Below are 12,492 nucleotides of genomic sequence, written 5' to 3'. Positions count from 1 at the left end.
TCCGTCGGGTCAGGCCGGTTCACGGCCGAGCAGCAGGCGGCGTCGGGTGTACTCGTAGAGGCCGTCGAACAGCGGGCCGGAGACGGCGAGGGTCCGCTCGTCGTCGCCGGTCATCGACAGCCCGCGCAGCAGGACGTCGAGACCCGGTGCCTCGGGGGCGTCGAAGCGGCCGTCGTCCAGGTCGGCCTCGTGCACGATCTCGCCGATCCGCTCGAGCACGGGGTCGTCGAGGCCGTGGACCCGCAGGATCGTCTCGAACGAGCAGTCGCCGCCGACGTGGCCCAGCGCGACGCCGCGCATGTCGAACGGCGTGGCGTCGGCCGGGACGTCGGCGGGGTCGGCGACGAAGACGAACTCGGCGCCCGGGTCGACGAACCGGCGGATCAGCCAGGCGCAGGCGGCGCGGTCGACGTGGATCCCGGCGCGGGTCGCCCACCTCACGACCGGATCCCCCGCCCGGCCGCCACCGGCTCGCCGGCCGCGGTCGCCAGGGCCCGCAGCGCGGCGCCGGCGGCGTCCCGCTCGGGCGGGGGGAAGAAGTCCCGCCGCCCGACGGCCCGCCACTCCTGCCGCAGCCGCCGCAGCGCCCGGGTGCGCTCGGCCGGCGGTTCCCCGAGCGCCGCGGTGCACTGGGCGGCCAGCTGGCGGTACTCCTCCGCCCGGGCCGCCGCCATGCCGGCCGCGAGCTCGCGCTCCTGTGCGGCGGTCGCCGGGTGGGCGGTCCAGATGCCGGCGCTGCCGCCGGCGGCCAGGACGTCGTCGGCGAGCCACTCGAGCGCCTCCCGGGTGCGGGCGTCGGCCGGCAGGGCCACCACCCCGTCGGCCAGCTGCGCGACACCGAGTCGGCGCAGCCGCCGCCACAGCGTCGTCCGCGGACCCGAGGGCTCTCGCGGGAGGCGGTAGGACAGCAGCACCCACTCGCCGGTCCCCGTCACAGCACTGATGCAACCACGGTTGCACTCCTGCGTCCAGCATCAGGCCGCAGGGGCGAGCAGGGGCCGGCGGATGGTGATCTCGGTGCCGTCCGGACGGTAGGTGCGCCATCGGCCGTCCGGTTGTCGATCCGCGCCACCACGTGCGGCTCGTGCCCGCGCAGCAGCGGCAGCGACCCGGCGGCCAGGGTGTTGTCGGCGACCTGCACCAGCGCATCGCCGAGCCGCTGGGCGCGGGTGCGGTCGTCCCCGGCGGGCCGGTCGGCCTGCACGTGCGCCTCCAGGGCGGTCTGCAGCCTCTCCCCACCGACCGCGTCCAGGTGCCCGCGGATGGTCAGCGAGCCGTCGGCGTGCCTGGCCAGGGTCAGCGACCGCCCCTCGGTCGGGTCCGGCTCGGGACCGTCGGGGTCGAGGTCGTTGCAGTAGTGCTGCACCACCTGGACCAGATCGGCGTGCTCGCGCTCGATCGCGACGCCGGTGAGCACCGCGTCGATCACCGCCAGGTCCACGCCCTGCTCGAGAGCCGAGGCCAGCCGCTCGGGGGTCACGGCGCGGGCGGCCACGGCGACCTGCTCGGCCGACACCAGCCCCGCCTCGTGCGCCTCCGCCAGCGCGGGCAGGTGCTCCAGGGCGTGGCCGTTGCGCACCAGCCGAGCGGCCTCCGCCGTGGACAGCCGGCAGTGCCCGCGCAGCCACGAGGTCATCGACCTCTGCCCGTCGTGCCCGGGCGCCTGCTGGTTCTCCGCGGACCGCACCGCGCGGGCCAGCCGGGCGTCGACCCGGTTGCGCTCGGCGACCAGCGCGGCGACGTCGTCGAGGACGTCCCCGCTGCCCAGCTCCTCCGAACACATGATCGAAGCCTGGCCGATGGAACCCCCCGGCGCGAGCCGAATCTGCAGGGCAGACGCCTGTCCACAGTCCTCGCCGACCCCTTGCGCGGCGGTCGCCGGGCACCTCCGCGATGACTCCCGCGGGGCACACCGGTCACCCCTGCATGACCCTCGTCATCGGCGACATCACCGTCTCCCTCGACGGCTTCGTCAGCGGCTCCGCCGACGGCGTCGAGGCCCTCCACGCCTGGGCGCTGAGCAGCGACCACCCCGTGGACCGCGGCGTCCTGGAGCGGCACGCGGCCGCGAGCGGCGCCGTCGTCATGGGCCGGCGCACCTTCGACGAGGTCGACCGGGGGTGGACCGACGGGATGGGCTACGGCGCCGCCGTCGACGCCCGGCCGCCGTTCTTCGTCGTCACCGGCAGCCCGCCCCGGGAGTACCGGCTCGCGGCCACCCACGACTTCACCTTCGTGACCGCGGGCCCGCAGGCGGCCGTGGAGCAGGCGAGGGAGACCGCCGGCGACCGCGACGTCTTCGTCATGGGCGGCGGCGCGCTGGTCGGCTCCTGCCTCCGCGACGGGCTGCTCGACGAGCTCCGCCTGCACGTGGCGCCCGAGCTGCTCGGCGCGGGCACCCCGCTGTTCGCCGGCGCCGGCCGGCACCGGCTGGAGCAGGCCGCCGTCGAGGTCTCGCCGGTGTGCACGCACGTGACCTACCGCGTGCTCGGCTGACTCAGGGACGGCGGGAGCGGAAGTCACCGCGGCCGGTGTCGCGGCGCCAGTCGTCGAAGGACTCGCCGGTGAGCTCCTCGAGCAGCGCGACGTCGGGCAGCAGCGGCGCCAGGACCTCGCGCCGCACCTCCACCGGCATCGGCGGCCGCGGTGCCCTCTGCGCGTGCAGCGCGGCGAGCAGCGGCCGGGACACCAGCCGCCACACCTGCGGCGGGGCGTACGCCCCGAGCGCCGCACCGGCCCGCGCGACCCGCGACAGCGCCCGGTAGCGGGCGGTGTCGGCCACGAACGGCTTCACGTTCTCCGGGGCCACCGTGTGCGCCACACCCGGCTCGACGCCGAGGAAGGCGCTGACCCGGTCCAGCGTCTCGCGCGGGGAGTCGACCAGCTGCCGGTACCGCAGCAGGAGCACCTGCTCGCGCGGCAGGACGGAGTACAGGTCGCGCAGCTGCTCGCCGTAGCGGCCGAGCCGGCGGTAGTGCCAGAACGGCGCCCAGCCGGCGGCGACGCGGGACTCCTCGCGCTCGACGGCGGTGGCGAAGTCGGCCTCGGGCTCCAGCCCGTCGGCGCGCAGGTGCACCCAGTTCGACCAGGCGCGGTCCACCGGGTCCCGCACGATCGCGACGACGCGGACCCCCGGGACGTCGGCGGCCAGCCGGCGGTGCGCGGCCCGGTCGTACAGGTAGAACGGCGTGCTCTCCCCGCGCACCGTGCCGGGCGGGGCGCCGTCGAACAGCCGCAGGTAGTCCCCCCGGCGCCAGACCCACTCGCGGGCGCTGTGCGCGTCGCCCGGGCCGCGCTGGCCGCTGCGCGCGGGCGGGCCGCCGTCGGTCAGGTAGTACTTCGGCTCCTTGACCGGCGACAGGTAGAGCCCCGGGTGGGTGGCCAGCGCGGCGTGCAGCGCCGTCGTCCCCGCCTTCGGCGCCCCGGCCAGCACGAACTGGGGCAGCCGGTCGGCGTCGGTGCTCATCGGTCCCCTCCCTGCCCCGGGCGTCCCGCGGTGTACACACGGAGAGGCCCGCCCCCTCCCCCGAACGGAGCCGCCGCGTGACCGCGTCCGCGCCCCGCCCTCCGGCGCCCGACCGCTTCTGGTCCGACGCCCAGGTCGTCGTCGAGCCCGAGGACCCGCGCCCGGGCTCGTGGGCCGGTGCCCCGTCGGCCCAGCTCGTCGACGGCACGTGGTGGCTGGCGTACCGGCTGCGCCGCCCGGTCGGCGAGGGCCGCGGCTTCGGCAACGTGGTGGCCCGCTCCGACGACGGCGTGCGCTTCGAGCCGGTCGTCGCGATCGGCAAGGACCGCTTCGGCGCCGAGTCGCTGGAGCGCCCGGCGCTGGTACACACCCCTGAGGGCCGCTGGCGGCTCTACGTCAGCTGCGCCACGCCGGGCAGCAAGCACTGGCGGGTCGACCTGCTGGAGGCGGACACCGTGGAGGGTCTGGCCACCGCCGAGCCGCGCACGGTGCTGCCCGGCGACGCCACCACGGCACCCAAGGACCCGGTGGTCCGCCGGGACGGCGACCGGTGGCACCTGTGGGCGTCGGTGCACCCGCTCGACGACCCCGGCGCCACCGACCGCATGACCACCGAGCACGCCACCAGCCCCGACGGCGTGACCTGGACCTGGCGCGGCACCGCCCTCGCCGGGACCGCGGGCAGCTGGGACGCCCGCGGCGTGCGGTTCACCGCGGTGGTGCTCGACGGCCCGCGCACCTGGGCGCTCTACGACGGCCGGGCCACCGCCGAGGAGAACTGGGAGGAGCGCACGGGTCTGGCCGAGCACGACGGCGAGCTCGGCTTCCGCGCCGCCGCGGGCGGGCCCCACCTGCAGAGCCCGCACACGCCGCACGGGCTGCGCTACGCCGACGTCGTCGCGCTGCCGGGCGGCGGGGCGCGGTGGTTCTACGAGGCCACCCGCGCCGACGGCGCGCACGAGCTGCGCACCGTCGTCCTCCCCGCCTGACCGGTCCGTCCGCGACCTCGACACGCGGTAATCCCTACCAGACCGATGGACTTGACAGGCTTTGGCGGGCGGGGTCGGATGGTCGGCGTGGCACCCGCCCTGACGCTCACCCGCCGGTCCGCCGTGGACCTGGTGCGGGTGGCCAGCGCGCTGTGTCCGGCCGCCTGAGCGCCGACACCCACCTCCCTCCGCGCCGCCCCGACGGGACCGGCGCGCCCTGCTCAGGAGCCCCGCATGACCTCGCTGCTGTCCCCTGCCGCCCAGTCCGCCCGCACTGCCGCCCGCACGACCTCCGCGGCCGCCCTGGCCGCGGCGCTGCTCGCCGTCGCCGACGAGTGGCTGCCCCGCGTCGAGTACCGCGAGGGCAGCCGCTGGACCGGCCTGCTCCCTCCCGGCGACGCCGCCGACCTGGTCGACCCCGCGCTGCACGCCGACCTCACCGACGCCCAGGTGTGGCTGCTGACCTGGTTGCCCGGCCAGGGCACCCCGCTGCACGACCACGGGGGCTCGGCCGGCGCGTTCGCCGTCGTCGGCGGCGTGCTCACCGAGGACGTCGTCGGCGGGCGCCCCGGCGCAGTGCGCGAGGCGCCCACCGAGCTGTGGGCCGGCCGGGTGCGGCCGTTCGGGCCCCACCACGTGCACCGGGTGACCAACCGCGGGACAGTGCCCGCCGTGAGCGTGCACGCGTACACCCCGCGCCTGTCCCTGATGACCAGCTACCGCCTGGAGGCAGGCACCCTGCTGCGCACCGGCACCGAGAAGGCGGGCGTCGACTGGTGACCGGCCGTCCGCCCGGCGCCAGGAGCGTCGACCAGCTGCTGGAGGAGGCGCGCTCGCGGATCACGCGGGTGACGCCGGAGGAGGCCGTGCGGCGGGTCGCCGACGGCGCGGTGCTCGTCGACATCCGCCCGCAGTCGCAGCGCGAGGCCGACGGCGAGGTGCCCGGCGCGCTCGTCGTCGAGCGCAACCACCTGGAGTGGCGGTTCGACCCGGAGAGCGACGCCCGGCTGCCGCAGGCCACCGGGTACGACGTCGACGTCGTCGTGCTGTGCCAGGAGGGCTACACCTCCAGCCTGGCCGCCGACGCGCTGCGCTCGCTCGGCCTGGCGCGGGCGAGCGACGTCGTCGGCGGGCACCGCGCGTGGGTGGCCGCCGGGCTGCCGACCACCGGCGGGACGGCCGCGTAGACCGGTCCGGGGACGGCGGCGCGCGACGGAGGCCACCGCCGTCCCCGGACCACCGGGGTCAGGTCTTGCTCTTCCCCTGGGCGCTGGAGTGCTCGTGCCGGTCGTCGCCCTTCCGGACGTGACTCGTCTGCTTGGAGGCGCCGGTGGTCGCGCCCGCCTCGCTGGGTGAGAGCCCCTCCTTCTTCGCCTCGCGGGCGGCGGCGCGCTGGGCGTCGGGATCGGTCTTCTTGCTCATGGGGGCGGCGGTACCCGGCTCCCCGTCCGCCACGCCGGACAGCACCCGGAAGGTCCGCTCCGCCATGAGGTCGGCACCGAGGTCCCGCTCCGCCCGCGCCCGGGCCCGTGCGCCGAGGTCGGCCCGCAGCGCCGGGTCGGTGAGCAGGCCGCGCAGCGCCGCGGCCAGCGCGCCGGCGTCCCCGACCGGCACGACGGCGACGTCGTCCCGCAGCGCGCGCCGCACCCGGCCGACGTCGGTGCTCACGCACGGCAGCCCCTCGGCCATCGCCTCCAGCAGCACCAGCGGTCCCGCCTCCACCCGGGAGGACACGACGAACAGGTCCAGGCCGGCGAGGAAGGCGCGGTGGTCGTCCACCCAGCCCGGGAACGTGACCGGCAGGCCCTCGGCCGCGGCGCGCAGGGCCTCGCCGTCGCGGCCGGCGCCGCCGACCACCGCCTCGAACGGCACGTCGAGCCGGCGCAGCGCGGCGAGCAGGACGTCGAAGCCCTTCTGCGCGGTCAGCCGGCCGAACGCGCCGATCCGCGGCACCGCGTTGCCGGCCGGGCCGGCGGGGTCCGGCGGGACGTCGACGCCGTGGGGCACGACGTGCGCCCGCGCCGGGTCGACGCCGAGGTCGGCCACCACCTGCAGGCGGCCCTCCTCCGAGGGGCTGACCACCGCGCCCATCCGCCGGTAGAGGGCGGACAGCACGGCGCGCTCCTCCCCGCCGCGGGTGTCGCCGACCAGGTGCAGCACCCCGGCGGTGGGCGCCACCCGCTGCGCGGCGGCCACCGCGGCGGCGTTGGAGGCGGGGTCGACGAGGTTGACCACCACGACGTCGGGGCGCTGGGCGGCCAGCGCCGCCCGGGTGCGCGGCGCCGCGGCGGTGTGCCGGGTCAGCGGGACGACGGCGCGCTCGACGTCGAGGTGCGCGAAGCCGGCCGCTACCGGCTCGGCGCACACCAGCGACGCCGTCCAGCCGTTGTCGGCCGCGCGGCGCAGGTGGTGGGACAGCCACACCTCCGCCCCGCCCCACCCGCTGGAGTCGGCGACGAAGGAGACCCTCACGAGGCGGCCAGCTCGAGCGCGGCACCGGCCACCGCGGACGGCGAGACGGTGGACGCGCAGCGGAACTCGATGGGGCAGGCCAGGTGCGGGCACGGCGCGCACGCCACCGCCGGGGTCAGCGCGCGGTGCCGGGGACCGGGGTGCGCCCACCGGACCGGGTCGCCGGGCAGGAACACGGTGACGCTGCGGGCGCCGACCGCCGCGGCCAGGTGCGCGGAGCCGGTGTCGTTGCCGACCAGCACCGCGCTGTCGCGCAGCAGCGCGGCCAGCCCGCCGAGGCTGGTGGCGCCGGTGAGGTCGACCGCGGGGGCGCGCATCGCCGCGGCCACCCGGGCCGAGATCTCCCGCTCGCCGGCCACCCCGGTGACGACGACGTCGAGCCCCTCGGCGGCCAGCGCGTCCCCGACCGCGGCGTAGCGCTCGACCGGCCAGCGGCGGGTGGGCGCCGACGCCCCCGGGTGCAGGACGGCGTAGCGCCCGGGCTCCAGCCCCGCGGCGGCGAGGGTGGCGGCGTGCTCGGCCTCGTCGTCGGCGGTGACCGGGAAGCCCATGCGGGCGTCCCCGCCGGCCGGCAGCCCGAGGTGCTCGAGCAGCGCGACGTGCCGCGCGGCCTCGTGCAGGTGCAGCGGGTAGCGCAGGTGCAGCGCCTCCGTCCCCGGCGGCGGGTCCCAGCCCGTGGGCGCGAACCCGCCGGTCAGCCGGGCGCCGAGGGCGGCGGTCACCCGGTTGGCCGCCGGCCGGTCGCCGTAGGCCTGCAGCGCGAGGTCGAACCGGTGCTCCCGCGCCGCGGCGGTGAACGCCGCCCACCCCGCGCGGTCGACCGGGCCGTCGGGGACGCCGGGAACGCCGGGGAACGGCAGCAGCGCGACCGGGACGCCGAGGCGCTCGACCACCGGCGCCATGCGGCCGAAGGTCACCAGCGTGACCTCGACGTCGGGCCGGGCGGCGCGCAACCGGCGGAGCGCGGGGACGGTGCACAGCAGGTCGCCCAGGCCCACCCGCAGCCGGACCAGGGCCAGGCGTCGGACGGCGGGGTCGGCGAGGGGCGGGGTCACCAGCGCCCACTGCCCCGGCGACGCAACTCCATAACGCCCAACCGACGGGTGCCGCCGCTTCGTGGTGCACTACGAGTCCTGCCCCCGACGCCGGAGGTCCCTGCGTGTCCCGTCCCGCTGCCGACCTGCACGTGCTGCGCCTGTGCAGCGTGTTCGAACCGCCGGCGGCCCGGCCGGCCACGGCGCCGGGGGCGCTGCCCGGGGAGCTGGACGCCCGCACGGCGCGGTTCGACCCGATCGGCGGGATGCAGAACCACACGGCCACGCTCACCCGCTGCCTCGACGCCGCCGGCGTCGCGCAGACGGTGGTGACCGCGCGGCTGGCCGGCCCGCGCGGGACGACGTCGCTGGGGCGCGGCGCCCGGGTGTCCCGCACCGGGCTGCGGGTGCCGCGGCTGCGGCAGCTGTGGGCGCTGTGCGGGCTGTCGGCGGTGCTGCGCGCCGGCCGCCGGGCGCCGGTTGACGTGGTGCACGCCCACCAGGGCGAGGACCTCGCCACGCTCCCGCTGGCCCGGCTGGCCGCGCGGGTGCACCGGGTCCCGCTGGTGGTCACCGTGCACTGCAGCGTCGGGCACACGCTCACCGGTCGCGGGCCGCGGGTGCGGCTGCTGCGGGCGCTGGGCGGCTGGATCGAGCGCAGCACGTTCCGCCGCGCCGACGCCGTCGTCGTCCTCACCGGGCGGACCGCGGCGGCCCTGCGCGCGGACGGCGTGCCGGCCGACCGGCTGTCCACCATCCCCTCCGGCTTCGACCCGGCGCTGTTCCGCGGCGGCACCCCCGACGTCTTCCCCGGCGTGGCGCGGCCGCGGATCGGCTACGTCGGCCGGCTGGCGCCGCAGAAGGACCCCGCCACGCTGGTGCGCGCGTTCGGCCGGATGCGGGAGCAGGCGTCGCTGGTCGTCGTCGGCGACGGGCCGGACCGGGCGCTGGTGCACCGGCTGGCCGCCGAGAGCCCGGCCGCCGACCGGATCACGCTGGCCGGGTTCGTCGAGCACGCCCGGGTGCCCGGGGTGCTGGCCTCCCTCGACGCGCTGGTGCTGCCCTCGGCCTACGAGGAGATGGGCTCGGTGCTCACCGAGGCGATGGCCGCGGGCCTGCCGGTGGTCGCCAGCGACGTCGGCGGGATCCCCGAGGTGGTCCAGGACGGGCGGACCGGGCTGCTCGTGCCGCCCGGCGACGTCGGCGCGCTGGCCGCCGCGCTGGACCGGGTGGCCGGCGACGAGGTGCTGCGCGCGCGGCTGGCCGCCGGCGCCCGGGCCCGCTCGGCCGGGTACGGGTGGCCGGCGCTGTTGGCGAGGGTGGCCGCGGTCTACGGCCGGGTGCTCGGCGTCGACGCCGACCTCGAGCCTGCCGCGTGACCCCGCGGGTCGCCGTCCTGGTCCCGGTGTACGACCAGGCGGCGTTCCTGCCCCGGGCGCTGGAGTCGCTGCTCGCCCAGGAGGAGACGGCGTGGGAGGCGGTGGTCGTCGACGACGGGTCCCGCGAGCCGGTCGCCGTCCCCGCCGACCCCCGGCTGCGGCTGGTGCGCACCGAGGACAACCGTGGTCTGGGCGCGGCGCTCAACCGGGCGCTGGACGAGACCACCGCACCCGTCGTCGCCTACCTGCCGGCCGACGACGTCTGGTCCCCCGCGCACGCCGCCACCCTGCTCGACGCCCTGGCCGACGATGGCGTGGTGCTGGCCCGCGCCGACCTCGACGAGCCGGCCGACACCCCCTACGCGCAGCTGGTGCAGGTCGCCCACCGGCGCACCGGCGACCGCTGGACCGAGCGCGCCGAGCTGGAGAGCGACGACCTCGACCGGCTGATGTGGTCGCGGGTGGCCGCCCGCGGGACGACGACCGGCACCGGCCGGGTCACCTGCGCGTGGACGCGGCACCCCGGGCAGCGGTCGCGGGCGATCCGCGAGTCCTCCGACGGCGGCCTCAACGTGTTCCGCAGCCGCTACCGGGTGGCCGGGCCGCTGCGGTTCGCCTCCACCGACGGCGGGGAGACCGACGAGGTCGCCCGGTACGCGCGGTTCCGGGAGCGCGCGTACCCGCCGTCGCCGGACGGGCTGCGGGTACTCGTGGTGGGCGAGCTGGCGTTCAACCCCGAGCGGGTGCTGGCGCTGGCCGAGCGCGGCCACTCCCTCACCGGCCTGTGGACCGCCGACGGCCTCGGCGACTCCACCGTCGGGCCGCTGCCGTTCGGGCACGTGCCCGACCTCGACCGCGACCGCTGGCGGGACGGGGTGCGCGCGCTCGCCCCCGACGTCGTGTGGGCGCAGCTGAACTGGCGGGCGGTGCCGTTCGCGCACGCGGTGCGGCAGGCGTTCCCGCACCTGCCGTTCGTGTGGCACTTCAAGGAGGCGCCGCAGCGCAGCGTCGTGCGCGGGGAGTGGCCGCTGCTGGCCGACCTGGTCTGCGGCGCCGACGCCTGCCTGTTCGCCACCGAGGAGGAGCGCGACTGGTTCGCCCTCGCGCTCTCCGGCCGGGTCGACCCCGCACGGCTCGGCGTCCTCGACGGCGACCTGCCCAAGCGCGACTGGCTCGACGCCCCGTTCTCGCCCCGGCTCTCCGACGCCGACGGGCAGCCGCACGCCGTCCTCGCCGGCCGGCCCTCGGGGCTGGACCTGGACTGGGTGCTGGCGCTGGCCGACCGCGGCGTGCACACCCACCTGTACGGGCAGGTCCGGGCGCCGGGGGCGAAGGGGTCGTGGACCGGCTGGCTGGACGAGGCGCTGGCCCGCGCGCCGGGGTTCGTGCACGTGCACCCCGCCGTCGGGCCGGAGGACTGGGTGCGGGAGCTGTCCCGGTACGACGCCGGCTGGCTGCACCGCTTCGACTCGGCCAACGGCGGCGACCTGCGGCGGGCCGGCTGGGACGACCTCAACTCCCCCGCCCGGCTGCCGGTGCTGCTGGCCGCGGGGCTGCCGCTGCTGCAGCAGGCCAACCCCGGCTCCCTGGTCGCGGTGGAGCGAGTGCTGCGCGCCGACGGGACGGGGCTCTTGTACCGCTGCGCCGACGACGTCGCCGCGGCCCTGCACGCCGAGCTCGGGACGCGGGCGGGACACGCCGCCGCCGTGGCCGCGCGGGAGCGGCACGTCTTCGACGCGCACGCCGACCGCCTCGTGGACCTCTTCCGCTCGATCGCCCGCTGACCGAGGGCCGTCGTAGCGCTGTCGGCCCCCGGAACCGTCGGACCCCGCTCCTACCGTCGGCGCCGTGACGGGCGAGCTGCGCTGGGCGGTCACCGACGGGCCGGACGGCACCGCGGCCGTCGAGCTGCCCCGCGACGACGACGACGCGTGGCGCCTCGAGCAGCAGGCCCGCGGCGGCTTCTGGTGCGCGCGCGAGGCCGGCGGCTGCGGCGGCCGGCTGGAGGTCGAACACGGGCCGCGGCCCGCCTTCCGGCACGTGGGGTCCGCGGCGTGCGGGTTCGCCCGGCGCGGCGCCGCGGCCGGCCCCGCCTACGACGCGCTGCGCTACCGCCGCCCCCTGGTCGCGTGGCTCACCGGCCAGGGGCACGAGGCCCGGGTGGTGCGGGCGCCCGACCCCGGCGGCCACCCCGGCCTGCACGTCGTCGTCCCCGGTGCGGGCGTCCTCGAGGTCCAGCTCGCCCCGCTGGCCGACGACGCCTGGCGGGAGCGGGACGACCTGCTGCGGCGCGCGGACGGGCGGGTCACCTGGCTGCACGGCCCGGACGCCGAGGTGGCCGCGGCCGCCGAGGCGCGGGTGCGCGGCGCCGCGCTCGTGGTACGCCGGCACGACCGCAGCCTGATGGTCGGCGTCCGGGACGCCGACGCGGCGGTCCGCTGGGTGCGGCTGGCCGCCTGCCGGCTGACCGCCGACGGGCTGGACGTGCCCGGCCTCGCGGACGCCCGCGCCCGGCACGCGCGGCGCACCGCCGAGCGGGAGGCGGCCGCCCGGCGGGCCGGCCGGGCCGCGCGCCGCGCGCAGCCGCACGGCGCGGCGCCGTGGCTGCCCGGGTTCGAGCAGCTGCCCCTCCCCGCCGCGGGCCGGGAGACGGCGGGCCGGGACGCGCCGGGCCGGGAGACGGCGGGCCGGGACGCGCCGGCCCGGGAGGCCGCCGTCTAGGACGTCTCGGCCCGGGGCGGCTCCTCCGGCTCCCGGTCGGCGCGGTCGCGGCCCGGGAGGCGCAGCACGGGCAGGTGCAGGTGCGGCAGGTGCCGCGGCAGCGGGACGTGCGCGTGCGGCAGCCGGGCCACCAGGGCCGCCGGCAGCCGCACGTGCGGCAGGTGCAGGACGCCGCGGCGCGGCTCCTCGGGCGGCTGCGGCCGCGACCGGCCGAGGGCCGCCCTCCAGGCGCTGCGCGCCGCCGCCGCACGCGCCCGCGCGGCGGCCTGGGCCGCGCGGTGGTCCCGCTCCCAGCGGGCGGTGTTGCTCCGGGCCATCGCGGTGACCAGCGCGGTCAGCACGACGAACCCGACGACGCTGGCGACAGCCCAGCCCATGGCGGCCCTCCTCTGGACCGCGCCGCACAGCCCGGGAGCCCGGCGTCCGCGGCG

15 protein-coding genes are annotated in these 12,492 nt (G+C 78.4%); 8 read left to right on the top strand and 7 right to left on the bottom strand.

What is annotated here, in order from left to right; translation table 11 throughout:
• Positions 1–9 precede the first annotated feature (9 nt).
• From ACI798_RS05855 to ACI798_RS05845, 3 genes are read right to left on the bottom strand one after another with little or no spacing between them, the layout of a single operon-like run.
• Positions 10–441, bottom strand: coding sequence for a chromate resistance protein ChrB domain-containing protein (locus ACI798_RS05855; protein WP_456939495.1), 432 nt, complete (start codon positions 439–441; stop codon positions 10–12).
• Positions 438–935 carry a Chromate resistance protein ChrB gene (locus ACI798_RS05850; RefSeq protein WP_457047461.1) on the bottom strand — a complete coding sequence of 166 codons (498 nt, stop codon included), beginning with the start codon at positions 933–935 and terminating at the stop codon, positions 438–440. The genes ACI798_RS05855 and ACI798_RS05850 overlap by 4 nt, the downstream gene beginning before the upstream one ends.
• The gene (locus ACI798_RS05845) at positions 932–1,783 is read right to left on the bottom strand and encodes a DUF222 domain-containing protein (protein ID WP_457047460.1); all 852 of its coding nucleotides are present in this window, start codon (positions 1,781–1,783) and stop codon (positions 932–934) included. Before ACI798_RS05845 ends, ACI798_RS05850 begins: the two co-directional genes overlap by 4 nt.
• Before the next feature lie 143 nt (positions 1,784–1,926).
• Here ACI798_RS05845 and ACI798_RS05840 point away from each other — a divergent pair, with 143 nt between their 5' ends.
• On the top strand, positions 1,927–2,496 hold the full coding sequence (locus ACI798_RS05840) for a dihydrofolate reductase family protein (protein WP_457047459.1): 570 nt from the start codon (positions 1,927–1,929) through the stop codon (positions 2,494–2,496).
• Between the two features lies 1 nt (position 2,497).
• Here the strand turns inward: ACI798_RS05840 and ACI798_RS05835 are convergent, their stop codons facing one another.
• Positions 2,498–3,466, bottom strand: coding sequence for a sulfotransferase family protein (locus ACI798_RS05835; protein ID WP_457047458.1), 969 nt, complete (start codon positions 3,464–3,466; stop codon positions 2,498–2,500).
• Positions 3,467–3,543: 77 nt separating this feature from the next.
• On the opposite strand from ACI798_RS05835, the gene ACI798_RS05830 reads away from it, so the two are divergent.
• The 4 genes from ACI798_RS05830 (at position 3,544) to ACI798_RS05815 (ending at position 5,642) form a co-directional block, all read left to right on the top strand.
• On the top strand, positions 3,544–4,455 hold the full coding sequence (locus tag ACI798_RS05830) for a hypothetical protein (RefSeq protein ID WP_457047457.1): 912 nt from the start codon (positions 3,544–3,546) through the stop codon (positions 4,453–4,455).
• Between the two features lie 45 nt (positions 4,456–4,500).
• Complete coding sequence (locus ACI798_RS05825) at positions 4,501–4,623, top strand: putative leader peptide (RefSeq protein ID WP_457047456.1); 123 nt, start codon at positions 4,501–4,503, stop codon at positions 4,621–4,623.
• 66 nt (positions 4,624–4,689) lie between these two features.
• On the top strand, positions 4,690–5,235 hold the full coding sequence (locus ACI798_RS05820; protein WP_456939502.1) for a cysteine dioxygenase: 546 nt from the start codon (positions 4,690–4,692) through the stop codon (positions 5,233–5,235).
• A complete protein-coding gene (locus ACI798_RS05815) occupies positions 5,232–5,642 on the top strand; it encodes a rhodanese-like domain-containing protein (protein WP_456939503.1) in 411 nt (136 codons plus the stop codon). Before ACI798_RS05820 ends, ACI798_RS05815 begins: the two co-directional genes overlap by 4 nt.
• Before the next feature lie 58 nt (positions 5,643–5,700).
• Here the strand turns inward: ACI798_RS05815 and ACI798_RS05810 are convergent, their stop codons facing one another.
• Positions 5,701–6,927, bottom strand: a complete 1,227-nt coding sequence (locus ACI798_RS05810; RefSeq protein ID WP_457047455.1) for a glycosyltransferase — start codon at positions 6,925–6,927, stop codon at positions 5,701–5,703.
• Positions 6,924–7,982: a glycosyltransferase family 9 protein gene (locus ACI798_RS05805; protein WP_456939505.1), complete on the bottom strand. Its 1,059-nt coding sequence runs from the start codon at positions 7,980–7,982 to the stop codon at positions 6,924–6,926. Before ACI798_RS05805 ends, ACI798_RS05810 begins: the two co-directional genes overlap by 4 nt.
• 104 nt (positions 7,983–8,086) lie before the next feature.
• On the opposite strand from ACI798_RS05805, the gene ACI798_RS05800 reads away from it, so the two are divergent.
• The 3 genes from ACI798_RS05800 (at position 8,087) to ACI798_RS05790 (ending at position 12,061) form a co-directional block, all read left to right on the top strand.
• On the top strand, positions 8,087–9,340 hold the full coding sequence (locus ACI798_RS05800; protein WP_457047454.1) for a glycosyltransferase: 1,254 nt from the start codon (positions 8,087–8,089) through the stop codon (positions 9,338–9,340).
• Positions 9,337–11,124 carry a glycosyltransferase family 2 protein gene (locus ACI798_RS05795; RefSeq protein WP_457047453.1) on the top strand — a complete coding sequence of 596 codons (1,788 nt, stop codon included), beginning with the start codon at positions 9,337–9,339 and terminating at the stop codon, positions 11,122–11,124. The genes ACI798_RS05800 and ACI798_RS05795 overlap by 4 nt, the downstream gene beginning before the upstream one ends.
• A gap of 64 nt (positions 11,125–11,188) precedes the next feature.
• A complete protein-coding gene (locus ACI798_RS05790; RefSeq protein WP_457047452.1) occupies positions 11,189–12,061 on the top strand; it encodes a hypothetical protein in 873 nt (290 codons plus the stop codon).
• On the opposite strand, the gene ACI798_RS05785 is transcribed toward ACI798_RS05790, so the two are convergent.
• Positions 12,058–12,438 carry a hypothetical protein gene (locus ACI798_RS05785; RefSeq protein WP_456939509.1) on the bottom strand — a complete coding sequence of 127 codons (381 nt, stop codon included), beginning with the start codon at positions 12,436–12,438 and terminating at the stop codon, positions 12,058–12,060. The two genes, ACI798_RS05790 and ACI798_RS05785, sit on opposite strands and share 4 nt — an antisense overlap.
• Between the last annotated feature and the right edge of the window lie 54 nt (positions 12,439–12,492).

Source organism: Geodermatophilus sp. SYSU D01045, assembly GCF_054050295.1.
Note: the sequence above shows the minus strand (reverse complement) of the source record. Positions and strands in the feature narration are given on the sequence as shown.

Excerpts from the sequence above, each read along its gene's own strand:
- ACI798_RS05835 (WP_457047458.1), bottom strand. The coding sequence starts at position 3,466 with ATGAGCACCGACGCCGACCGGCTGCCCCAGTTCGTGCTGGCCGGGGCG.
- ACI798_RS05825 (WP_457047456.1), top strand. The coding sequence starts at position 4,501 with ATGGACTTGACAGGCTTTGGCGGGCGGGGTCGGATGGTCGGCGTGGCA.
- ACI798_RS05840 (WP_457047459.1), top strand. The coding sequence starts at position 1,927 with ATGACCCTCGTCATCGGCGACATCACCGTCTCCCTCGACGGCTTCGTC.
- ACI798_RS05845 (WP_457047460.1), bottom strand. The coding sequence starts at position 1,783 with ATGTGTTCGGAGGAGCTGGGCAGCGGGGACGTCCTCGACGACGTCGCC.
- ACI798_RS05820 (WP_456939502.1), top strand. The coding sequence starts at position 4,690 with ATGACCTCGCTGCTGTCCCCTGCCGCCCAGTCCGCCCGCACTGCCGCC.
- ACI798_RS05785 (WP_456939509.1), bottom strand. The coding sequence starts at position 12,438 with ATGGGCTGGGCTGTCGCCAGCGTCGTCGGGTTCGTCGTGCTGACCGCG.